The 22,070-nt window shown below is 66.3% G+C and carries 23 protein-coding genes and 1 tRNA gene; 13 read left to right on the top strand and 11 right to left on the bottom strand.

The window, feature by feature from the left end:
- Nucleotides 1–8: 8 nt before the first annotated feature.
- On the bottom strand, nucleotides 9–1,199 hold the full coding sequence (cyoA, locus tag VGN66_RS12705; RefSeq protein WP_327519176.1) for a ubiquinol oxidase subunit II: 1,191 nt from the start codon (nucleotides 1,197–1,199) through the stop codon (nucleotides 9–11).
- Nucleotides 1,200–1,357: 158 nt separating this feature from the next.
- Between cyoA and VGN66_RS12700 the strand changes: the two genes are divergently transcribed.
- Nucleotides 1,358–2,695 carry an MFS transporter gene (locus VGN66_RS12700; protein ID WP_327519175.1) on the top strand — a complete coding sequence of 446 codons (1,338 nt, stop codon included), beginning with the start codon at nucleotides 1,358–1,360 and terminating at the stop codon, nucleotides 2,693–2,695.
- A 6-nt stretch (nucleotides 2,696–2,701) separates the two neighbouring features.
- Here the strand turns inward: VGN66_RS12700 and VGN66_RS12695 are convergent, their stop codons facing one another.
- Nucleotides 2,702–3,388 carry a PilZ domain-containing protein gene (locus tag VGN66_RS12695; RefSeq protein ID WP_327519174.1) on the bottom strand — a complete coding sequence of 229 codons (687 nt, stop codon included), beginning with the start codon at nucleotides 3,386–3,388 and terminating at the stop codon, nucleotides 2,702–2,704.
- Between the two features lie 199 nt (nucleotides 3,389–3,587).
- On the opposite strand from VGN66_RS12695, the gene VGN66_RS12690 reads away from it, so the two are divergent.
- A tRNA-Gly gene (locus tag VGN66_RS12690) sits at nucleotides 3,588–3,661 on the top strand.
- A gap of 14 nt (nucleotides 3,662–3,675) precedes the next feature.
- Here the strand turns inward: VGN66_RS12690 and glmS are convergent.
- Genes glmS through glmU form a run of 5 tightly spaced genes read right to left on the bottom strand, consistent with a single transcriptional unit; the run spans nucleotide 3,676 to nucleotide 7,948 of the window.
- Nucleotides 3,676–5,499, bottom strand: a complete 1,824-nt coding sequence (glmS, locus tag VGN66_RS12685) for a glutamine--fructose-6-phosphate transaminase (isomerizing) (RefSeq protein ID WP_327519173.1) — start codon at nucleotides 5,497–5,499, stop codon at nucleotides 3,676–3,678.
- 17 nt (nucleotides 5,500–5,516) lie between these two features.
- The gene (locus VGN66_RS12680) at nucleotides 5,517–5,897 is read right to left on the bottom strand and encodes a type II toxin-antitoxin system VapC family toxin (protein WP_327519172.1); all 381 of its coding nucleotides are present in this window, start codon (nucleotides 5,895–5,897) and stop codon (nucleotides 5,517–5,519) included.
- Entirely contained in the window at nucleotides 5,894–6,256 is a 363-nt protein-coding gene (locus VGN66_RS12675; protein WP_327519171.1) for a ribbon-helix-helix protein, CopG family, read from the bottom strand. The genes VGN66_RS12680 and VGN66_RS12675 overlap by 4 nt, the downstream gene beginning before the upstream one ends.
- A gap of 31 nt (nucleotides 6,257–6,287) precedes the next feature.
- The gene (locus VGN66_RS12670; RefSeq protein WP_327519170.1) at nucleotides 6,288–6,599 is read right to left on the bottom strand and encodes a hypothetical protein; all 312 of its coding nucleotides are present in this window, start codon (nucleotides 6,597–6,599) and stop codon (nucleotides 6,288–6,290) included.
- Nucleotides 6,596–7,948, bottom strand: a complete 1,353-nt coding sequence (gene glmU, locus VGN66_RS12665; RefSeq protein WP_327519169.1) for a bifunctional UDP-N-acetylglucosamine diphosphorylase/glucosamine-1-phosphate N-acetyltransferase GlmU — start codon at nucleotides 7,946–7,948, stop codon at nucleotides 6,596–6,598. Before glmU ends, VGN66_RS12670 begins: the two co-directional genes overlap by 4 nt.
- Before the next feature lie 77 nt (nucleotides 7,949–8,025).
- Here glmU and VGN66_RS12660 point away from each other — a divergent pair, with 77 nt between their 5' ends.
- The gene (locus VGN66_RS12660) at nucleotides 8,026–8,739 is read left to right on the top strand and encodes an HAD-IA family hydrolase (protein WP_327519168.1); all 714 of its coding nucleotides are present in this window, start codon (nucleotides 8,026–8,028) and stop codon (nucleotides 8,737–8,739) included.
- On the opposite strand, the gene VGN66_RS12655 is transcribed toward VGN66_RS12660, so the two are convergent.
- From VGN66_RS12655 to VGN66_RS12640, 4 genes are read right to left on the bottom strand one after another with little or no spacing between them, the layout of a single operon-like run.
- Complete coding sequence (locus VGN66_RS12655; RefSeq protein WP_327519167.1) at nucleotides 8,681–9,685, bottom strand: nucleotidyltransferase family protein; 1,005 nt, start codon at nucleotides 9,683–9,685, stop codon at nucleotides 8,681–8,683. The two genes, VGN66_RS12660 and VGN66_RS12655, sit on opposite strands and share 59 nt — an antisense overlap.
- On the bottom strand, nucleotides 9,682–10,545 hold the full coding sequence (locus VGN66_RS12650; protein ID WP_327519166.1) for an HprK-related kinase A: 864 nt from the start codon (nucleotides 10,543–10,545) through the stop codon (nucleotides 9,682–9,684). The genes VGN66_RS12655 and VGN66_RS12650 overlap by 4 nt, the downstream gene beginning before the upstream one ends.
- Complete coding sequence (locus VGN66_RS12645) at nucleotides 10,545–10,811, bottom strand: HPr-rel-A system PqqD family peptide chaperone (protein WP_327519165.1); 267 nt, start codon at nucleotides 10,809–10,811, stop codon at nucleotides 10,545–10,547. The genes VGN66_RS12650 and VGN66_RS12645 overlap by 1 nt, the downstream gene beginning before the upstream one ends.
- A 6-nt stretch (nucleotides 10,812–10,817) precedes the next feature.
- A complete protein-coding gene (locus VGN66_RS12640) occupies nucleotides 10,818–11,219 on the bottom strand; it encodes a hypothetical protein (RefSeq protein WP_327519164.1) in 402 nt (133 codons plus the stop codon).
- 71 nt (nucleotides 11,220–11,290) lie between these two features.
- On the opposite strand from VGN66_RS12640, the gene VGN66_RS12635 reads away from it, so the two are divergent.
- The 10 genes from VGN66_RS12635 to VGN66_RS12590 all read left to right on the top strand — a co-directional run bounded on the left by VGN66_RS12635 (nucleotide 11,291) and on the right by VGN66_RS12590 (nucleotide 21,979).
- Nucleotides 11,291–12,508: an ATP-binding protein gene (locus VGN66_RS12635; protein ID WP_327519163.1), complete on the top strand. Its 1,218-nt coding sequence runs from the start codon at nucleotides 11,291–11,293 to the stop codon at nucleotides 12,506–12,508.
- A gap of 85 nt (nucleotides 12,509–12,593) precedes the next feature.
- Nucleotides 12,594–13,628, top strand: coding sequence for a substrate-binding domain-containing protein (locus VGN66_RS12630; RefSeq protein WP_327519162.1), 1,035 nt, complete (start codon nucleotides 12,594–12,596; stop codon nucleotides 13,626–13,628).
- A gap of 45 nt (nucleotides 13,629–13,673) precedes the next feature.
- On the top strand, nucleotides 13,674–15,053 hold the full coding sequence (pstC, locus tag VGN66_RS12625) for a phosphate ABC transporter permease subunit PstC (protein ID WP_327519161.1): 1,380 nt from the start codon (nucleotides 13,674–13,676) through the stop codon (nucleotides 15,051–15,053).
- Complete coding sequence (gene pstA, locus VGN66_RS12620) at nucleotides 15,046–16,347, top strand: phosphate ABC transporter permease PstA (RefSeq protein WP_327519160.1); 1,302 nt, start codon at nucleotides 15,046–15,048, stop codon at nucleotides 16,345–16,347. Before pstC ends, pstA begins: the two co-directional genes overlap by 8 nt.
- A 71-nt stretch (nucleotides 16,348–16,418) precedes the next feature.
- On the top strand, nucleotides 16,419–17,165 hold the full coding sequence (gene pstB, locus VGN66_RS12615) for a phosphate ABC transporter ATP-binding protein PstB (RefSeq protein ID WP_327519382.1): 747 nt from the start codon (nucleotides 16,419–16,421) through the stop codon (nucleotides 17,163–17,165).
- On the top strand, nucleotides 17,165–17,866 hold the full coding sequence (gene phoU, locus VGN66_RS12610) for a phosphate signaling complex protein PhoU (RefSeq protein WP_327519159.1): 702 nt from the start codon (nucleotides 17,165–17,167) through the stop codon (nucleotides 17,864–17,866). The genes pstB and phoU overlap by 1 nt, the downstream gene beginning before the upstream one ends.
- 1 nt (nucleotide 17,867) lies before the next feature.
- Nucleotides 17,868–18,560: a phosphate regulon transcriptional regulator PhoB gene (gene phoB, locus VGN66_RS12605; RefSeq protein ID WP_224922486.1), complete on the top strand. Its 693-nt coding sequence runs from the start codon at nucleotides 17,868–17,870 to the stop codon at nucleotides 18,558–18,560.
- Nucleotides 18,561–18,638: 78 nt separating this feature from the next.
- The gene (locus VGN66_RS12600) at nucleotides 18,639–19,535 is read left to right on the top strand and encodes an SDR family NAD(P)-dependent oxidoreductase (RefSeq protein WP_327519158.1); all 897 of its coding nucleotides are present in this window, start codon (nucleotides 18,639–18,641) and stop codon (nucleotides 19,533–19,535) included.
- A 186-nt stretch (nucleotides 19,536–19,721) separates the two neighbouring features.
- Entirely contained in the window at nucleotides 19,722–20,789 is a 1,068-nt protein-coding gene (locus VGN66_RS12595) for a hypothetical protein (RefSeq protein WP_327519157.1), read from the top strand.
- A 401-nt stretch (nucleotides 20,790–21,190) separates the two neighbouring features.
- Nucleotides 21,191–21,979 (top strand): hypothetical protein, encoded by a 789-nt coding sequence (locus tag VGN66_RS12590; protein ID WP_327519156.1) that lies wholly within the window; start codon nucleotides 21,191–21,193, stop codon nucleotides 21,977–21,979.
- Nucleotides 21,980–22,070 lie beyond the last annotated feature (91 nt).

Below are 22,070 nucleotides of genomic sequence, written 5' to 3'. Positions count from 1 at the left end.
GGCTTGACTCAGCTTTCCGGAAGGACGGGAATATCGGCCATGGCGGTGCGCGCGGGCGGCGGCACCGACTGGCGGACGCGCGACAGGCCAGCGCCGGTCAGCGGGGCGCTGTCCACCGGCGCGGGTTCGGGTGCAGTCGCCGCGACCATCGGCGTGGTGCAGACTGCCGCGACATAGCGCGTGGTCAGCGCCGGCAAGCTGCCGCGGGCGGCGAACTTGTCATAGGCCAGGTCGCGGACATTATAGGCGCCGGCCAGCCCAAGGCCGCCCTTGGCATCGATCGCCATCATGTCGTGCATGCACATCTTGCCCGGCTCGACGCACAGGTTGACGACGCGGTCGAACAGGTTCGGTTCGACCTGCGCGTAGCGGCGCACCGGCTCCTTCTCGCTGGGGCGTTCGAGCTTCAAATAGGTCGCGCGGTCGAGCGGCGTTGCCGTCCCCTTCACCTGCGCCACCCATGCGTCGAACGCGCCACGCTCCATGCTCTTTGCGGCAAAGCGCATGTTGGAGAAGCCCGCGCCCGAATAGTTGGCGGAGAAGCCGACGAAATTGCCGGGCTGGTTGAAAATGCCGTGCAGCTTGGTCTCCATCCCCGGCATCGCATAGATCTGGCCAGCCAGCGCGGGGATGTAGAAGCTGTTCATCACCGAGGATGAGGCGATGCGGAAGCGGATCGGGCGGTCCACTGGCGCGGCGAACTCGTTCACCGTCGCGATGCCCAGTTCGGGGTAGATGAACAGCCATTTCCAGTCGAGCGCAACGACCTGAACCTCCAGCGGCTTTTCGCGGTCGGTTTCCGGTGCACCCGGCCCCTTCCCCTCAGCGGCGGCGAGTGGGCGGTAGGGGTCGAGCAAATGCGTGCCGACCCAGGTCAGCGCGCCAAGGCAGATGATGATCAACAACGGCGCGGCCCAGATCACCAACTCCAGCTGGGTCGAATGGTCCCAGTCGGGATCATAGGCCGCATCCTTGTTCGCCGCGCGATACTTGAACGCGAAGAACACCGTCAGCGCCATCACGGGCACGATGATCAACAGCATCAGCGCGGTGGAGATCATCACCAGATTGCCCTGTTGCCGCGCGACTTCACCGGCAGGATCCAGGACGATCAGCCCGCAGCCGGACAACAGCGGCAGCAACGCAAGCGTGAGCAGGGGCCGGAGGCGATGGCGGACTCGGATGGGGTTCTGGGCCATGATCGGCGCCTACGCCCCCCGCCCCGGCGCGGACATAGGACATTTTGTCCAATCCCTTGATGCCCATCAATGCAGCAGTGCGTTCTGCTGCGGGAAGCCGACACTGACCCGCCAGAGTGATTCGCGCCGCGCCGATGCGGCAAGCCGGGAAGACTGGAATGAGCGCCGACACCGTCCCCACGACCGAAGCCGAGCGCGACGCCCGCGCGGTCAATTCCGATGGTCCGCGGGACGGGCACAAGATCGCCCCGGGCGAGATCGCGATCGGCGTCGTCATCGGCCGCACGTCCGAGTTCTTCGACTTCTTCGTCTATGCCATCGCGTCGGTGCTGGTGTTCCCCGCTTTGGTATTCCCGCATCTCGACCCGCTGCAGGGAACATTGTGGTCGTTCGCGATCTTCGCCCTCGCCTTTGTCGCGCGGCCGGTCGGCACGCTGATCTTCACCGCGATCGACCGCGCCTATGGCCGTGGTGCCAAGCTGACCATCGCCCTGTTCTTGCTCGGCGGATCGACCGCGGCAATCGCCTTCCTCCCCGGCTACGCCTCGATCGGCGTCGGCTCGGCTTTGCTGCTCGCGCTGTTCCGCATGGGTCAGGGCGTCGCGCTCGGCGGATCATGGGACGGCCTTGCCTCGCTGCTCGCGCTCAACGCGCCGGAGGGCAAGCGCGGCTGGTATGCGATGATCCCGCAGCTCGGCGCACCGCTCGGCCTGATCGTCGCCAGCCTGCTCTTCATGTTCCTGATCGCCGCCCTGCCCGCGCAGGACTTCCTCGACTGGGGCTGGCGCTACCCGTTCTTCGTCGCCTTTGCGATCAACGTCGTGGCGCTGTTCGCGCGGCTGCGCATCGTGGTGACGCCGGACTATGCGACGCTGTTCGAGCGGCGTGAGCTGCAGCCTGCACCGATGATCGACACGATCCGGTCGAACTGGCGCACGATCATCCTTGGCGCGTTCGCCCCGCTGGCGAGCTTTGCGATGTTCCACATGGTCACGGTGTTCCCGCTGTCGTGGGTGTTCCTGTACACCGAGGAATCGCCGGTCCGCTTCCTCGCGATCGAGGCGGTCGCGGCAGCGCTGGGCGTCGGCGCGATCGTCGCTTCGGGCTATCTCGCCGACCGGGTGGGTCGCCGGACCGTGCTCGCCGCCACTGCCGCTGCCATCGCCGCGTTCAGCGGTTTCGCGCCGCAGCTGCTCGAGATGGGCGAGGCGGGCGAGGCGGCGTTCATGCTGCTCGGCTTCGTGCTGCTCGGCCTGACGTTCGGCCAATCCTCGGGCGCGCTCTCGGCCAGCTTCCAGCAGCGCTACCGCTACACCGGCTCGGCCCTGACCGCCGATCTCGCCTGGCTGTTCGGCGCCGGCTTTGCGCCGCTGGCAGCGCTGTGGCTGTCGTCGGAGTTCGGGTTGCTTGCGGCGGGTGCCTATCTGCTCTCCGGCGCGATCGGCACGCTGGTGGCGCTGTGGCTCAACCGCGAGCTGGCGCGCACGATCGATTGAGCGCGGTCACGCGGCGCGGACAGCTCCCTGTTCCGCGCCGTGGGTCGCAATCCATTGGGCGACCAGTGCCAGCCGAAGCGGATTGATGAAGACCAGCCCGATCCGCTCACCGCGCACCCAGCGCACATGCGCGCCGAGCGTGCCGATGCCCGCGATATCGATCTCTGCCCCCTGCCCCAGTTCCACCGGCAGATCGGTCTCGACCTTTGCCCCGCCCTGCGACAGGTCGATCAGCGGGACAAGGTGCCACACCGCACCGATGCGCAGCCGCGCGCGCAGCGCCGTGGTGACGCGCGGGCAGCGCGGCAGCTGGTCAGGCAGCAGCACATTGTGGATGTGAAGATAGGCATGCACGTCGATCGGGTCGTCAAAGGCGATCCCCGCCTGCCCCGCCTGCGCCCAGCGCACCACCCCCGCAATCGGATCGCACACCTTCGGCTCGATCCGCACGCGCATCCCCGGTTCGAGCGGCGCGTAGATTTCGAGCATCATCCCGCCCGCGCCGATGTTCCGGATCAGACAGAGATGCTGCGCACCCTGTTCGGTGAGCAGGCGTGCGACCTGAAACAAGGTGGTGGTGCGGTCATCGGCGCGGCGATCGTCATCCTGATGCAGCGCGACGTCCGACAGTTCTTCCGCATTCACGGGCAATCCTCCCGCGAGCAACCATTTGCCGAAAGAAAGAGTGCTCACAGCTCCAGCTCCGGCCCCATGATACCCCCGGCCATAGGTGTACCCGAACTATTGATAGCGAAACGTCACCCGACCTGCTCAACGGCCCGTTAGTCACAGTGGCGCGCACGATCGGGGTGCACGATTCCACCCCGGTGTCCTTGGTTCCACGCGATCGTCCTTGACAACCGCCCGCAAACCTTCGATTTCGACGCGCCTCGCGGGTGTAGCTCAATGGCAGAGCAGGAGCTTCCCAAGCTCACGACGAGGGTTCGATTCCCTTCACCCGCTCCAGCTTCCCTACGGCCTCACTCCACCGTCACCGACTTGGCGAGGTTGCGCGGCTGATCGACGTCCGTGCCCTTGGCCACCGCGACATGGTAGGCGAGCAACTGCACCGGCACCGCATAGACGATCGGCGCGATCAGCGGGTGGACGCGGGGCATCTCGATCGTCGCGAGGCAATTCTCGCCCGCTGCGGCAATCCCCTCGGCGTCTGAGATCAGCACGACCTTGCCGCCACGCGCCTGCACTTCCTGCATGTTGCTGACGGTCTTTTCGAACAGCGGGCCGCTTGGCGCGATGACGATGACGGGTACATTCTCGTCGATCAGCGCGATCGGGCCGTGCTTCATCTCGCCGGCGGCATAGCCTTCGGCATGGATGTAGCTGATTTCCTTGAGCTTCAGCGCGCCTTCCATCGCCAGCGGATAGTCGGTGCCGCGGCCGAGATAGAGGACGTCGCGCGCGCCGGCAACGCTGCCCGCCATCGCCTCGATCGCCTCGTCGCGGCTCAGCGCATCGTTGAGCGCGGCGGGGGCTTCGGCGAGGTGGAGGACGATTTCCTTCTCCTCTTCCGGCGTCATCCGCCCCTTCGCCTTGGCGAGGTTGGCGGCGAGTGCCGCAAGGACGGCGAGCTGACAGGTGAACGCCTTGGTCGATGCGACGCCGATCTCGGGGCCGGCATGGGTGGGGAGCAACAGGTCCGCCTCGCGCGCCATCGTGCTGGTCGGCACGTTGACCACGGCGGCGATCGTCTGCCCCTCGGCCTTGGCGTGGCGCAGCGCGGCGAGCGTGTCGGCGGTCTCGCCCGACTGGCTGATCACGATCATCAGCCCGCCCGGCTCCATCACCGGCGCGCGGTAGCGGAACTCGGATGCGACATCGATGTCGACCGCGACACGCGCGAACTGCTCAAACCAGTATTTTGCGACCATCCCGGCATAGTAGCTGGTGCCGCACGCGACGATGGTGACGCGGCGGATCGCCGACAGGTCGAACTCGGGGATCGGCAGCGTCACCTTTTCCTCGAGCCGCTGAAGGTAACCGCGCAGTGTCTGCGCGACGACGATCGGCTGTTCGTAGATTTCCTTCGCCATGAAGTGGCGGTGGTTACCCTTGTCGATCAGCTGGCCCGACGCACCCGAATTGACGATCGGGCGCTCGACGGGGTTGTTCTCAACGTCATAGACCTGCGTTCCGTCGCGGGTGAGGACGACCCAGTCGCCTTCCTCCAGATACGAGATGCGCTGGGTCAGCGGAGCGAGCGCGAGGGCGTCGGAGCCGAGATAGGTCTCCCCCTCGCCATAGCCGACCACCAGCGGCGAACCGAGCCGCGCGCCGATCAGCATGTCGGGGTGGCTGCGGAACAGGATCGCGAGCGCGAAGGCGCCGTGCAGGCGCGGCAGCACCGCCTTGACCGCGGCGACGGGATCGAGGCCTGCCTCGACCTGCTCGCTCACCAGATGCGCGACGATCTCGGTATCGGTCTCGCTCTCGAACACCCGCCCGCGCGCCAGCAGCTCCTCGCGCAGCGGCTTGAAGTTCTCGATGATCCCGTTGTGGACCAGCGCAACCTCGCCGGTCGCGTGCGGGTGGGCGTTGTTGGTGGTCGGGCCGCCATGCGTGGCCCAGCGGGTGTGCGCGATGCCGACATTGCCGGGGAGCGGATCCTCGGCCAGAACCTTGCCCAGATTGACCAGCTTGCCCGATGCGCGGCGGCGGGCGATACCGCCGTCAACGATGGTGGCGATGCCGGCCGAGTCATAGCCGCGATATTCCAGCCGCTTCAGGCCATCGAGCAGACGGTCGGCAACATCTTCGCGGCCCAGGATTCCAACGATTCCACACATGGGGTCTGCTCTCGACTTTAGAGGGTATAGGGGACGCGGATGCCAGGCATGTTGGCCGGGAAATCCTTGGTGTTACGGGTAACGAGCACGCGGCCGCGCAGCATTGCGGTGGCGAGGATAACTGCATCGGGAGAACGCAGCCGCTGACGCTCCCGGCGCAGGCTGGCCGCGCGGCTTGCGATCTCGACGTCCATTTCGTCGATGCCAAAGCCCGACAGCAGAATTTCCGCGCGGCGGAGGCCTTCCCCCGATCCCTTGGACAGGACTTCGATCCACACCATGCGGCTGATCCACGCGCGCGCGCCGCCCGATGTCGCACGGCGCAATTCGTCGCGCGCTGGCTCCAGACCCTTGAGCGCGTCGATCAGGATGTTTGAGTCAAACGCAAATCCGCTCACTTGGCGGGCTTCTTCGGATCGGGGTAGCGGCCCTTGCTCATGTCGAGATAGATTTGCCGCTGGCGGTCATCCTCGGCATCGAACAGGTCAGGGAACTCGGCCTTCACCTCTTCATAATCATCGTCCCACGGCCGCGTCGAAGAGGCGCGTTCACGCCGCTGCCATTCGACCGCATCGCCGATATCGTCGCGATCCTTCCACGCGCCGAACCCAATCTCCAGCCAGTCCTTGGGCGCTTCGGCACGATAAGCGGAAACAGCCTCACGCAGCACTGCGGCGCGGGACTTGCCCTGCTCGGCCGCTTGAGCGTCGAGCCATTTGATGTCTTCATCGGGTAGATCGGCAAGGATGCGGGTCATTGATATGCTGATATCATATCATGATATCATGTCAATGCGGGAACTTGCTGTCGACAAAGCTCCGCACGAATTCCACCGGGTCTGGCTCATGCCCCTGCGCGGCGATGAATTTGGCGCGCCCCTTGGTCCAGACCTCGTTGATCGCGCCCGCCATGCCCTCCGGAAACTGCATCCGCTGAACGACGATGCTGCGCCAGTCGCCGGTGGCGCCGAACAGTGTGTGAAACGTCGGTTCCTGCGCCTTGAGCGCCGCGTCGCTATCCGCATCGAGCGCGCCGATCGCGTCGAGGACATAGGCGTCGAGCAGCCTCAGGAACGGCTTGCCTTCATAGATATCGCTCATTTCGCTGCCTTTCGTGCCGCCATCGCCGCGCGGAACCGCTTCGCCCAACCTGCGCGCGCGGTCTGTTCGGGGCGCACCAGTGCCAGTGCGTCGGCCTCGACATCCTTGGTCACGACCGACCCAGCGCCGACGATCGCGCCTTCGCCGATGCTCACCGGCGCAACCAGCGCGCTGTTCGACCCGACGAACGCGCCCGCCCCGATCACGGTCGGATATTTGAAGAAGCCGTCATAGTTACAGGTGATCGTGCCCGCGCCGATATTCGCGCCCTCGCCCACCTGCGCATCGCCCAGATAGGTGAGGTGGTTGGCCTTGGCGCCCTTGCCCAGCACGGCCTTCTTGGTCTCGACGAAATTGCCGACCTTGCTCTTCTCGCCCAGCACCGTGCCGGGGCGGAGCCGCGCATAAGGTCCGACTTCGGCGCCGGTCGCGATCGTCGCACCCTCGATATGGCAGAAGGCGCGGATCGTGACGCCGTCTGCGACGGTGACGCCAGGGCCGAACACCACGTTCGGCTCAACCGTCACGTCGCGGCCCAGCACGGTATCATGCGCGAACCACACGGTTTCGGGGGCGATCAGCGTCGCGCCATCGGCCATCGCCTGCGCCCGCCGTGCCGCCTGCCAGCGATCCTCGGCATAGGCGAGTTCGGCACGGCTGTTGATCCCGATCACCTCATCCGCATCGGTCTCGACCACCACCGCACGGTCGCGATCGGCCAGCGCGAGCATGACGATGTCGGGGAGGTAGTATTCGCCCGCCGCATTGTCGTTCCCGACCCGGTCGAGCAGCGGCCACAGGTCCGCGGCGCGCACGGCGGTGACGCCGGAGTTGCAGAGGTCGACCGCGCGCTCCTCGGGGGTCGCGTCCTTATACTCGACCATCTTGGCAATCGCGCCGTCCGCGTCAGCGATGATCCGGCCATAGGCCTTGGCATCGTCGGGACGGAAGCCGAGCACCGCGACGCGCGGCGCATCCGCCGCATCGAGCCGCGCCGCCATTGCCGCGATCGTGTGTGCCGACAGGAACGGCGTGTCGCCGAATGCGACAATCACGACGCCGTCGAAGCCCGCCAGCGCCTCACGCGCCATCAGCGCCGCGTGCGCGGTGCCGAGTTGTTCGCCCTGGTGCGCGATTTTGACGCCGAGCGGCGCAACCGCCGCCTCGACCTGCTCGCGCCGTGCGCCGACCACGACCACTTTCTCAGCCGCGCCCGCCGCCGCAAAGGCATCGGTCAAATGCAACAACATCGGCTTGCCTGCGATTCTGTGCAGCACCTTATGCGTGTCGGACTTCATCCGCGTCCCGCTTCCGGCGGCAAGAATGATCGCGGCGATCGGCTTGGTCATCGAAACTGGACTCCCCTCGGGCGCGGCCCTGCCACGATCATGTTGCAATTTCCATAGTGGCACAGGCATTTGGCGCGATGACCGATTTTCCTTTCGATATCGTCGGGTTCGACCTCGACGGCACGCTGCTCGATACCAGCGCCGACCTGCTGGCCGCGACCAATCATGCGCTGGCGCTGATGGACCGCCCCACCCTCGCGCCCGACCGCATCAGGACGATGATCGGCGGCGGGGCGAAGAACATGCTCAAACAGGGGCTGGAGGAATCGGGTGGCTATGACGAAGAGATCATGCGTCGCGCCTATCCTGCGCTGCTGGAGTTCTATGGCGAGAACCTGTCGTATGGCACCGTCCCGTTCGCCGGGCTGGCGGGGGCGCTGGACGATCTGGAGGGGCGCGGCGTCAAACTCGCCATCGTCACCAACAAATTCGAACGCTTCGCGACGCGGCTGGTGCGCGAGGTCGGCCTCGACCACCGCTTTGCCTGTGTCATCGGCGGCGACACGATGGGGCGCGGCAACGCCAAACCCTCGGCGGCCCCGATCCATGAGATGATCGCGCGCTGTGGCGGCGGGCGCGCTGCGTTCGTCGGCGATTCGATCTACGACATTCTGGCCGCGAAGAACGCCGGCATCCCGAGCATCGCGGTCAGCTTCGGGTTCCTGATGCAGCCGGTCGCGGAACTGGGCGCGAACGCGGTGATCGACGGCTATGACGAGCTGGTGCCGACACTCATCCGGCTGGGCGATAGCCTTTCCACCACTTCGTCCACAGATGCTTCGCCAGCTTGAGCGGCGGCATGCGGAGGAAATGGCCGCGTAGGTAGAAGGCGAATTCGGTCAGCTTGCGCGTCCGCTGCCCCCAGCCGTCGCGGGCAAGCAGGCGGCGGACATAGACGCGGTCGGCAAGCGCCAGCGCCGTGCCTTCCCCGAACAGATGCGCGGACAGCCGCAACGAGCGCTCGACCTCACGGGTCAAGCCATGCCGAGCCGCGCAGGCCGCAAGCGCCAGGTCGAACTCAACCCCGCCAAACTCGTCGCGCAGGCAGTGGATATCCCACAAATTGCGCAAGCCTCCCTGCAGATCGCCATCGGCGAACAGATGCGCCGCCGCATGGACAACCATCCCCTCGGGCGGCAGCACCGACAGACCATTGCCCAGCGGCACCGCACTCGCGATCAGCGCAGCCGCATCGGGCGTCACCCGCGCGGTCAGCGGCAGGATCGTGTGGTGGACGTCGATCATCCGGTCGCGCTCGCGATGGATCAGCGGTGGCAGCTCGTGCATCCAGTGGCGATAATAGGCGTCGTCATAGGGGTCGGGCTTCACCCACTCCCACCCGGCGGCAAGCAGCAGCGCCTCTGCCTCCTCGATCCGGTCGCGCGGGACGAGGATGTCGAGATCGCCGATCTGCCGTCCCTGCCCCGCCGCCAGTCCGCTCGCGACGAACGCGGTGCCCTTGAGCAGCACCACCGGCATGCCGCTTAGGGCGAGCGCGCGGCGAGCCATCTCCGCCTCCCACAGCGCCGCCATCCGCCCCTGTTCCGCGGCCGCGCGCGCATCCGCGAGGATGCGGGCTGCGGCATCGGGGATCGGAAGGCCATCAAGCCGATGCGCCAGCGTCCCGATCAGCGTCTCCGCGCGCGCGGCGCACAGCAACGCGGTCCAGCCTGCCGCATCCAGCGCCAGCGCCGACGCCGGATCGCGCAACGCGCGGGCGACCAGCGCGCCGCTCATGCCAGCTCCCCCCACAGTCGCTCGACCAGCGCGATCGCGCCGTCGGTGTCGGGATAGTCGATCGCCCGCGCCGGGACCCCCCGCACCAGACCGGTCAGCGCGTCGAACCCGGCCTCACCCAGCGCGACATAGTTGGTCGATGCTTGCGTGAGCCGCACCAAACACTCGCTCGGCTCGACGGCGCGTTCGGCGACCTGATGGCCGAATGCCGGGAACAGGATCAGCGCGGGCCGGGCCGGTGCATCCATCGCCGCAATCGCTCGCGCGTCCGGGACAAGGTGGCGAATATCCCCCTTCGGCGTGCCTTTGAGCAAGGGTCCCCAGCGCGCATCGGGCAACGCCGCCTGCATCACCCCAATCGCCTCATTCTTCAGACTGATCAGCCGCGGAAAGCCGTGCAGCATCCCCGTCGCCGGATCGAGCAAGGCAAACTCGTCGCCCATCAGCCGCCAGCCGCGCGCCATCAGCAGCGCGGCGAGCGTCGATTTGCCCGCCCCGCTCTCTCCGGTCATCACCAGCGCGCGGCCATCCTTCTCGACCGCCGAGGCGTGGAGCAGCAGATAGCGCCGTTGCCCCAGCGCCATCTGCAAATTCATCGCCATTTCCGCCGCCAGCACGCCTTGCGCGAGCGGCAAAGGCGCCGCCTCCGGAATTACGAAATCCCCGCCCAGATGCACGGCAGGGCGCATCCAGCGCCGCCAGCAACGCGCGGCGAACAGGCGCACGGTGAAATCGGGGATGCCGTCCTGCGGCTGCGGGTAGTCACGGTAGAGATGGTCCAGCACCGCAACCGGCGCGCGCCAGTCGCTGCCGATGCGGAACCCCACCGGCCCGATGCGCAGCATGGTGGCGTGGCGCATCACACCCGCTCCACCAGCCCGGACGCGACCAGTTCGTCGATCCGTGCCGCGAGCGCGTCTCGGTCAGGATCGACCAGATCAAACCGCTCAGTCAGCGCCGCCAGCGCCTCATCCAGCGTCAGCGGCTCAGTCAGGAGGTCGAGCAACTCCGGCACCGGCGAATCGACCAGATGCGTGATCCCCGAAGCGCGGTGATAGACCAGCGTCAGCGCATCGAGCAGCTCGATCCGCAGCGTCGCGGCGGGCGCGGCGCGATACCGGGTCACTCGGCGTTACCCGCGCGGCATCTGGAGCGATGCGAAACAGGTAAAACCGCTCGTGCCGCGCTGCAGCCGGCGGATGTAATTGGTGTAAGCGCGGCTCTGGTCATAGGTGGTGCCGGGCAGGTTCGCGCCATTCAGCGCCTGCTTGACCTCTTCACCCTTGAAATTGCGGCCCGCCGGCGGGAACGCGCCCTGCGTCCCGGCTGGAACCAGCGATCCATCGGCGGCGATGTAATTGCCCGCGCGCCCGGCGTCGGGAACCGGAATCTCGCAGTTCAGCACCGACCCCGCAGTCTGCGCGAGCGCCGGCTTGATCGACACGATCGCCGACGCGCTGGCGGCACCCAGCATCAGCGCGCGCCTGCTGGGGCCTTTGGTCGGTCCGTCCTTGGGAGGCGTTGTGTTGGCCATGATGCGTTCATCTCTCGCATACTTGCCTTTCACAAGTGTGAATCGCGCGACGATCGGTTAGGCTGGATGACATGCCCAGCCTGACCAACCCCCGCACCTTTGCCGCGCTGATCGCGATTCTCGTTACCGCGATCGTCGCGTGGATCACCGCCGGGCCGCAGGCGGGCGGGATCGCGCTGGTCGGAGCGACGCTCGCCGCGCTGATCGCATCGCCCCCGCCCGACGAGCCCGCGCTGGAAGACGCGCCTCCGCTCGCGACCGGCACGACCCCGGCGGGCGTTGCCGAGGCGATCGAGGCCGTGTTCGAACCGATGCTGCTGGTCGAGGCGCAGCGCGTCACGGCGGCCAACCGCGCAGCGCGCGCGCTGCTGGGCGAGCATATTCTGGGCGAGGATGTCCGCGTCGCGATCCGCCACCCCGCTGCGGCCGAAAGGCTGCTCAACCCGGTTGATGGGGCACCCGGCGGCCCGATCCATCTGGTCGGCCTTGGCACGCGCGACCAGCGGTGGGAGATGCGGGTCCTCGCGCTGCCCGACGGCGGGCGCGTGGTGCATCTCAGCGACCGGACCGGCGCCCATGCAGCAGACAAGATGCGGGTCGATTTCGTCGCCAATGCCAGCCACGAACTGCGCACCCCGCTCGCCTCGATCCTCGGCTTTATCGAGACGCTGGAGGATGCCGCCGACGATCCCGAAACCCGCGCGCGGTTCCTGAAAGTCATGGATAACGAGGCGCGGCGGATGCAGCGGCTGATCGACGACCTCATTTCGCTGTCACGGATCGAGGCGGAGAAATATCGCGCACCGGACGATGTCGTCGATCTTCCCGCGCTGCTTGGCCAGGTGCGCGACGAGCTGTCGGCACTCGCCCCCGCGCGCGCCGCAGACATTGCGCTGACCGTCGATCCGATGCCGGCGGTGCGTGGCGACCGGGTCCAGCTCTCGCAACTGCTGCACAATATTATCGGCAATGCGATGAAATATGGCCGCGCCGGCACGCCGGTCACGGTCGCGCTCGCCGCGACCGAATCGGCGATGGTCCGGCTGACCGTCCGCGACGAGAGCGAAGGCATCGCGCCCGAGCACCTCCCCCGCCTGACCGAACGATTTTATCGGGTCGATTCGAGCCGCAGCCGGGCAGCCGGCGGCACCGGCCTTGGCCTCGCCATCGTCAAGCATATCGTCGAGCGGCATCGCGGTCGGCTCGATATTACCAGCAGTGTCGGAGAGGGCACCGCCGTCACCATCCTGCTGCCCACAGCAGCGATTCCGGAGTCGGTGTCATCATAACGTCACGCAATTGAAACAGAGGGCCGGTCGCGGACAGGCCCGGCCCCCGTCCCGCGACTCGCAAGCAGGCCGAGGGGATTCAACGATGCGCAGCTTCACTCTGATCGCGCTTTCGGCGCTCACGCTTTCTGCCTGTGGCGGCGGCGGGGGCCAGGCTTCCCGCGACCAGATCAAGATCGTCGGCTCGTCGACCGTCTATCCCTTCACCACCATGGTCGCCGAACAGTTCGTCAACTCGGGCAGCTTCAAGGCGCCGGTGATCGAATCGACCGGTACCGGCGGCGGCATGAAGCTGTTCTGCGCGGGCGTCGGCCCGCAGCACCCGGACATGACCAACGCCTCGCGCCGCATGACCGCGTCGGAATTCGACCTGTGCCAGCGCAACGGCGTGACCGAGATCATGGAAGTCCAGGTCGGCATGGACGGCATCGCCTTTGCCGAATCGATCAATGGGCCGAAGATCAAGCTGACGCTCGCCGAAGCCTATCGCGCGCTCGCCGCGACCCCGATGGGCAAGCCCAACACGGCGAAGCTGTGGTCGGACATCAACCCGTCGCTTCCCGCCGTGCCGATTTCGATCATGGGCCCGCCCGCGACCAGCGGCACGCGCGACTCGCTGCACGAGCTGATCATGCATCCGGGCTGCGAAGAGGCATATCCGCAGGTCAAGGAAATCGAGAAGACCGACAAGGACAAGGCCAAGGAGCTGTGCACCCGCGTGCGTGAGGACGGCGTCTATGTTGACTCGGGCGAGAACGACAATCTGATCGTCCAGAAGCTGAGCGCGAACCCCAATGCGATCGGCGTGTTCGGCTATTCCTACCTCGAGGAAAACGCCGCGCGGTTGAAGGGCGTTCCGGTCAACGGCGTCGACCCGACCTATGCCGCGATCTCGTCGGGCGAGTATCCCGGTGCCCGCGCGATGTTCATCTACGTCAAGAAGCAGCATCTGAAGGCAGTGCCCGGGATCAACGAGTTCCTCGGCCAGTATACCAAGATGTGGGAGCCGGAAGGTCCGCTGACCAAGCGCGGCATGATCGCCTCGTCCGACGCGGATCGCAGCAAGGCGAGCGACACGATCGGCCAGGGTCGCGTGATGCAGCGCGGCGACCTCGACTGATCCAAGCCGACACGCCCACCCCTCCCAGATAGGCGGTTTCGACCGGTGAACGTCTTCGCACTCCTGTTCCTCGTGCTCGGCCTCGGGCTGATCGGCTGGTTGACGGCGCGGGCGCGCGCCGCCCGCATGGCGCGTGGCCTCGCCGCCAAGCGGCTGCACAGCCTGCCCAGCCAGCATGGCTGGTATGTCGCGACCTGGGCCGTGGTCCCGGCGCTGATTTTCATCCTCGTCTGGGCGAATGTCAGCCCGGGTCTGGTCACCGAATCGGTGCTCTCCAGCCCCGCCGCCGCCCAGCTCCCGGCATTCGGTTTCGAGCGTGAGACGATCCTCAACGAGGCGCGCAGCCTGGCCGAGGGTAGCAGCCAGGGTGCGTTCTACCCGGTCGCCGAGCAACTCGCTCCGGCCTATGCCACCGCGCTCACCCGCTATAACTGGATCGGCACCGCGCTGGCGCTGATCATCGCGTTCGCGTTCGGGGCGCTGGCCTTCACCAAGGTCAAACCGGATTTCCGCGCGCGGACCAAGTTCGAGCGGGCGGTGATGATGCTGCTGCTCGTCGCGTCGCTGATCGCGATCCTGACGACGCTCGGCATCTTCCTCTCGCTGATCTTCGAGAGCGTTCGTTTCTTTTCGATCGTCCCCATCACCGATTTCCTGTTCGGCCTGAACTGGAGCCCGCAGGTCATCCGCGCCGACGATCCCGGTGCCAATCTCGGCGCGCTTCCGCTGTTCTGGGGCACCTTCTTCATCGGCGCCGTCATCGCGATGATCATCGCGATCCCGTTCGGCCTGATGAGCGCGATCTACCTCACCCAATATGCCCCGCGCAGCTTCCGCGCGTGGATGAAGCCGATCCTTGAGATCCTCGCGGGCGTACCGACCGTCGTTTACGGCTATTTCGCCGCGCTGACCGTCGGCCCGCTGATCCGCGATTTCGCGGTCATGCTCGGCTTCCAGTTCGCCTCAGCCGAAAGCGCGCTGTCGGCAGGTCTGGTGATGGGCATCATGATCATCCCGTTCGTATCGTCGATGGCCGATGATTCGATCGCAGCTGTGCCGACCGCGATGCGCGACGGTTCGCTCGCGATGGGCGCAACGACCAGCGAGACGATCAAGCGCGTGCTGATCCCCGCCGCCCTGCCCGGCGTCGTCGCCGGCATCCTGCTCGCGGTCAGCCGCGCGATCGGCGAGACAATGATCGTGGTGATGGCCGCTTCGGGCGCCGCCAATATCACGCTCAACCCGTTCGATGGCGCGACCACCGTGACCAAGCAGATCGTCGACCTGCTGACCGGTGAAACCGCGTTCGACAGCCCCAAGACCCTCGCCGCCTTTGCGCTGGGCCTGACGCTGTTCATGATCACCTTCGTCCTCAACATCGTCGCGCTGCGCGTCGTCAAAAAGTATCGCGAAGCTTATGAGTGAGAGCCTCATCCCGCAGCTGCCGACCAGTTCCGAGGAGCCCGCACGCGCGGCCCCGACGGGTTGGAAGACCGATGTGATGCAAAAGCGCATCCGTGCCCGCTATGCCAAGGAGCGTCGCTTCCGCATGTGGGGACTGGCTGCGGTCGTCGGCTCGGCCAGCTTCCTCGCCTTCCTGCTCGTCACGATGCTGTGGCAGGGCATTGGCGGGTTCCAGCGCGCCGAGATCGCACTGCCGATCGACTTCAAGGCGGCAGCCCTCGAGGTCACGCCGGAACAGCTGCGCGGCAAAGGTGCCGACCTGGCGCTTGCCGGTGCGGGGCTGAACGACGTCGTCGCCGACGCGGCGGTCGCGGCGTTCGGGCCGGATGGCGTCGACTATATCTCGGACAATGCGTGGGTCGCGGTCCGTGATGAATTGAAAGACCGGCCCGAGCTGTTGCAGGGCCGCGCGTCGATCGACGTGCCCGCCTCCTCCCCGATCGCGCTCGCCGCGAAGGGCGACGGCAACGACCCTGAGGTGACCAAGGTTGCGGTGCGGCTGCGCGACGAAGGCACGTTGAAGCAGGGCTTCAACATCGACTTCCTGACCGGCTCCGATGCCACCGACCCCACTGGCGTCGGCATCTGGGGTGCGCTCAAGGGGTCGTTGCTGACGATGCTGGTGACGTTGCTGATCGCCTTCCCGATCGGCGTGTTTTCGGCGATCTATCTTGAGGAATATGCGCCGCGGAACCGCTGGACCGACCTGATCGAGGTGTCGATCAATAATCTGGCTGCGGTCCCGTCGATCATCTTCGGCCTGCTCGGCCTCGCCGTGTTCCTCAACTTCATGCAGTTACCGCGCTCCGCGCCGCTGGTCGGCGGCATGACGCTGGCACTGATGATCATGCCGGTCATCGTCATCGCCGGACGCAACGCGATCAAGGCGGTGCCGCCCTCGATCCGCGACGCCGCACTCGGCATTGGCGCGAGCCGTATCCAGGTGGTGTTCCACCACGTCCTGCCGCTCGCCCTGCCCGGCATCCTGACCGGCACGATCATCGGCATGGCGCGTGCGCTGGGTGAGACCGCACCGCTGCTGCTGATCGGCATGCGCGCGTTCATCGTTACCCCGCCCGGTGGCGTGTTCGAGCCCGCGACGGTGCTGCCGGTGCAAATCTTCCTGTGGTCGGATCAGGTGAGCCGCGGCTTCGTTGAAAAGACGAGCGCCGCGATCATCGTCCTGCTCATCTTCCTGCTCGCGATGAACGCCATCGCCATCTATCTTCGCAACCGCTTCGAGACCCGCTGGTGATGACCCAAATCGATTATGCAAGCACCGCCGTCGATAGCGCCGCGCCCGCGCAGCGCGACGACACGCCCAAGATGTCGGCGCGCGGCGTCAACGTCTTCTATGGCGAGAAACAGGCGATCCGCGACGTGTCGATCGACGTCGACATGGAGAATGTGACCGCGTTCATCGGCCCGTCGGGCTGTGGCAAGTCGACGTTCCTGCGCACGCTCAACCGCATGAACGACACCGTCGCGAGCGCGCGGGTCGACGGCAGGATCATGCTGGACGGCGAGGATATTTACGACCGTTCGATGGACGTGGTGCAGCTGCGCGCCCGCGTCGGCATGGTGTTCCAGAAGCCGAACCCCTTCCCCAAGTCGATCTACGAGAACGTCGCCTATGGCCCGCGCATCCACGGCCTGGCGCGTTCGCGTTCGGACATGGACGCGATCGTCGAGCGCTCGCTCAAGCGCGCGGGCCTGTGGGAAGAGGTCAAGGAACGGCTGCAGGACAGCGGCACCGCGCTGTCGGGTGGCCAGCAGCAGCGGCTGTGCATCGCGCGCGCCATCGCGGTCGACCCCGAAGTCATCCTGATGGACGAGCCCTGCTCGGCGCTCGACCCGATCGCCACCGCCAAGATCGAGGAGCTGATCCACGAACTGCGCGGCAAATATGCGATCGTGATCGTCACCCACAACATGCAGCAGGCCGCACGCGTCAGCCAGCGCACCGCCTTCTTCCACCTCGGCACGCTTGTCGAATATGGCGAGACGGACCAGATCTTCACCGCGCCCCGTCAGGAGCGCACCAAAGACTATATCACCGGAAGGTACGGATGATGGGGACGGGTCAGGAACATACCGTCAAGGCGTTCGACGCGGACATCAAGCATCTGCGCGCGCTGATCTCGCAGATGGGCGGCCTCGCCGAACAGGCGATCCAGGATGCGATGACCGCGCTTGAGCGCAATGACCTCGCGCTGGCAAAGCAAGTCCGCACGAAGGACAAGGCGATCGACGCGATCGAAGCCGAGGTCGAGAAGCTCGCCGTCCGCGTCATCGCGCTGCGCGCGCCGATGGCCGACGACCTGCGCGACGTCGTCGCCGCGCTCAAGATCGCGGGCGTGGTCGAGCGGATCGGGGACTATGCCAAGAATATCGCCAAGCGCGTTCCCCTGATCCACCCGACTGGCACCGACCGGATCGAGGCGATTTCGCTCATCCCGGCGATGGCGCAACTCGCGAGCGAGATGGTGCACGAGGTGCTCGACGCCTTCTCCGCCCGCGACGCCGAGGGCGCGATCCGCGTGATCGAGCGCGACAACCGGCTCGACGATTTCTACGACAGCATCTTCCGGACGCTCGTCACCTATATGGTCGAGAACCCGCGCACGGTGAGCGAGGTCGCCCACCTGCTGTTCGTCGCCAAGAATATCGAGCGGATCGGCGACCATGCGACCAACGTCGCCGAAATGGTCTATTTCGCCGCGACCGGACAATATCTCGCCGACCGCGATCCGGTCGAGACCCCGGAGGCCTGAAATGAGCCGCGCGCGCATGCTGCTGGTCGAGGACGATGCGGCGCTCGCCGAACTCCTCACCTATCATTTCCGGCGTGAGGATTTCGAGGTCCGCCACACCCCCGACGGCGAAGAGGCGCTGCTGCTCGCCCAGGAATCGCCGCCCGACATCGTGCTGCTCGACTGGATGGTCGAAAGCCTGTCGGGGATCGAGGTCTGTCGTCGCCTGCGCCGGATGAGCGAGACGGCGAATGTGCCGATCATCATGCTCACCGCACGCGGCGAGGAAGAGGATCGCGTGCGCGGGCTCGAGACCGGTGCCGACGATTATGTGACCAAGCCCTTCTCGCCGCGCGAGCTGGTCGCGCGCGTCGGCGCGGTGCTGCGCCGCGTTCGCCCGGCGCTGGCGGGTGAGGCGCTGACCTATTCCGACATCGAGATGGACACGGTCGGCCACAAGGTCCGCCGCGGCGGCGAAGTCGTGCCGCTGGGCCCGACCGAATTCCGCCTGCTCAAGCATTTCCTGGAGCATCCGGGCTGGGTGTTCTCGCGCGAGCGGCTGCTCGATGCGGTATGGGGGCATGACAGCGATATCGAGAGCCGCACGGTCGATGTGCACATCCGCCGGCTGCGCAAGGCGATCAATATCGGCAACCGCCCCGACATCATTCGCACCGTGCGCTCGGCGGGATACTCGCTCGACGCGGGGCAGTAACTGCCAGGTCGAGCTGCCCGCTTGCCAGCCGCGCATACCCGCCGCATAGCTTGACGGGAACGTCAAGTCGGAGGGGTTATGAGCATCAGTTTTGAAGGCCGCGTCGCGATCGTCACCGGCGCTGGTGGGGGTCTGGGACGCGCCTATGCGCTGGAACTCGCAAAGCGCGGTGCGCGGGTCGTGGTCAATGACCTTGGCGGATCGCGCGACGGCAGCGGCACGTCGGACGCCGCACAGCAGGTGGTCGAACAGATCGAAGCGGCGGGCGGCGAGGCGATCGCCAATGGCGGCAGCGTCACCGACTATGCCCAGATGCAGGAAATGGTCGCGCGCGCGCAGGAGAAATGGGGCGGCGTTCATATCCTGATCAACAATGCTGGCGTGCTGCGCGACAAGAGCTTCGCGAACATGGAGCCGGAGGATTTCCGCTTCGTCGTAGATGTTCACCTCAACGGATCGGCCAACGCGACCAAGGCGGTGTGGGCGACGATGCGTGACCAGAATTACGGCCGCATCCTGATGACCGCGTCATCGTCCGGGCTGTACGGCAATTTCGGACAGGCCAATTATGGCGCCGCCAAGCTCGGCCTCGCCGGGCTTACCAAGACGCTCTACCTTGAGGGCGCGAAGTATAATATCCGCGTCAACACCCTGGCCCCGACCGCAGGCACGCGGATGACTGAGGATATCTTCCCCGAAGCCGCATTCAAGGCGTTCACGCCCGAGAGTGTCGCTCCCGCCGCGCTGTTTCTGGTCAGCGAGGACGCGCCCACGAATGCGATCGTCGGTGCCGGAGCAGGCGTATTCCAGGCCGCGTATGTCACGCTGACTCAGGGCGTGCGCCTGAGCGACGCGGAGATGAGCCCCGAGGGCGTCGCCGCACACTGGGCGCAGATCACCGATCGCACCGGCGAGATCGTGCCCAAATCGGGCGGCGAGCAGGCAATGACGATCATGGCGAAGCTGCAGAGCTAAAGTTTTTCGGTGTGGCGGCACCGGCCCGCTCCCCCACCCGGCCACCCATAGAATACACTGTCGTTGGGTGGCCGGGTGGGGGAACGGGCCGGTGCCGGTTCAGCGCAGATGAATACAAACTAGCGCAACAGCGTATTGCAACACTAATACACTTATGGCAGTCTCTCCGGTACAGGAGGGACTGCCATGTATAGCGAAGTGGATCTCAACAGCGCGGTGGAGGCCGGGGCGATCAGCCCCGAGGCCGCCGCCGCATTCCGCGACCATATCGCGTCGATGCGCTCTGCGCCGATCGCAGACGAGGAGCATTTCCGGCTGCTGACCGGGTTCAACGACATCTTCGTCGCGATTGCGGCGGCACTGATGCTGGTCGCAGTCGCCAAGATCGGGGGCGAGATCAAGCCCTGGCTTGGTGGCGTCGCCGTGGCGGCGCTGTCGTGGGGGCTGGCCGAATATTTCACGCGCATCCGCCGCATGGCACTGCCCAGCATCCTGCTGCTGCTCGCCTTTGTCGGCGGGATTGCCGCCACGCTGGTGGGCATCGTCGCCATCAATGTCGAGTTGCTCGAACGCTATGTCGGCAACGACAATGAAACGCAGCGTCAGATCGCGGCGGGGATTGCGGCCACCGTGGGTGTTGCGACGGCAGGAGCGGCATGGCTGCACTGGCGCCGCTTCATGGTGCCGATCACCGTGGCCGCGGGGGCCGTCGCGGTTGTCGGCGTGATGATCGCGCTGATCATGATCGCCATCCCCACAGCGCAGGATTGGGCGATGCCGATCGTGCTGGGCGGCGGCGTGTTGATGTTCCTGTTCGCGATGCGCTGGGACATGTCGGATCGCGAGCGCAAGACGCGCCGTGCCGATGTTGCCTTCTGGCTGCATCTCGCGGCGGCACCGATGATCGCCCACCCGATCTTCCGCATGCTCGGCATCTTCGACGGTGCGGTCCAGCCGGGCATGGCTGCGGTCGTGCTGCTGCTTTATGTCGGTTTCGCGATCGTCGCGCTCGCCGTTGATCGCCGCGCACTGCTCGTCTCCAGCCTCGCTTATGTCCTCTATGCGATGTACGCGCTGCTCCAGACGGCGGGCGCGGTCGAGCTGGGCGCGGCGCTGACGGCTTTGGTGATCGGATCGGCGCTGCTGACCCTGTCGGCCTTCTGGCAGCCGATGCGGGGGCTGGTGGTTGGCCCACTCGGCGGGCTCGGCAACCGCCTGCCGCCGGTCCCGGTGCGCCACTCTGCCTATGCCTGACTCCGGACCGGGGCGTGGCGCGCGCCGCGCCCCGGTTCAAATCATAGCTGCACCCTCGATCCGATATGGGTGCGTCGAGGGCGTGATGGCGGCAAGTAACTGCAAGGTGCGCGCCGCCATGCTGCCCCCACTTGTGGCTTTCAGGTCGCAAGTCGCCGGATTTCCCGATCCCGGCCCGATAATGCGCGCAAAATGAGTAGCAGACGCGTTGCACCCGTGACGCAGAGCGCTCTTACTTTCCTCCGCTTTGGGGGAAGTTGCTATTTTGTTGCGTCGAAACTTGATGTGCTTGGAAGTGGTCCGGGGCCATGTTGGCTGAGGCAAGGCTCCTCCAGCCGGCATCGCCCCCGCTCGAAGGGGCAACGTTTGACCTGCACGTCCTCACGTTCGCCGTGTCGGCCATGGCGCACGCGCTGGACGCATTCGGCAATCTCAACAGTGCAATCCTGTTCGCGGCGACTGCGCGCGCCTGTGGCCCGTTCGACCAGACGCCGGGCCGCAAACGCCCGGTGAGTATCAACGCACTCGCCGCCTCGCTCGGCCGGCCGTTCGAAACGACCCGGCGGCACGCCAACGCGCTGATCGACGAAGCGCTGATCCTGCGCTCGCCCAACGGGCTGTCGGTTACGACCGAGGCGATCGTCGAGCCGCGGGTCGCGCGCCTTACCGACACGTGCCACGACCTGCTGGTCCGCCTGATCGAGGATATGGAAGGCGACGGCCTCACATTGCCGTCGCCCGCGTCCGACATCACCTATGACCCGCGATCCGGGATCGGCATTGCACTCGACCTGATGCTCGCCGCGGTCGAGAGCCATGGGCGGCGCGAGGAGAATTTCACCCGCCTCGCGCTGCTGCTAGCAATCGAATCGGCGCAGCGTCGCGCGGCCCATGCGGGCGCGGATCGCGCGACCGATCCGGTGATCCGCACCAGCACCGCCGCGCGCATCCTTGGCCTTCCCTACGCAACCACCTCGCGCAACATCGATGCGCTGGTCGATAGCGGGTTGTTGACGCGGAGCGGCGCAGCGCTGCGCCCGGTCGATGACGCCCGCGCCAACGATGGCCGCAGCGCGCTTGCCTATCGGGCGCGTCAGCTGATCGGGCGACTGGCCCAGTCGGGATTTCCGATGCATCAGCCGGGCACCGCCTATATCCGCTACCGCGAGCAGGCGCAGGATCTGGGTTAGACACGCGTTCAGCTTTGCTGGAGCGCTGCCGCATTGCTGAAACGCGTTTGCCGCTCTCTCAATTAAGGGAAGCGTCGAACCACATCGCTAC

The organism is Sphingomonas sp., assembly GCF_035998645.1.
Taxonomy (GTDB): domain Bacteria; phylum Pseudomonadota; class Alphaproteobacteria; order Sphingomonadales; family Sphingomonadaceae; genus Sphingomonas.
This window is presented reverse-complemented; position numbering and strand designations above follow the sequence as displayed.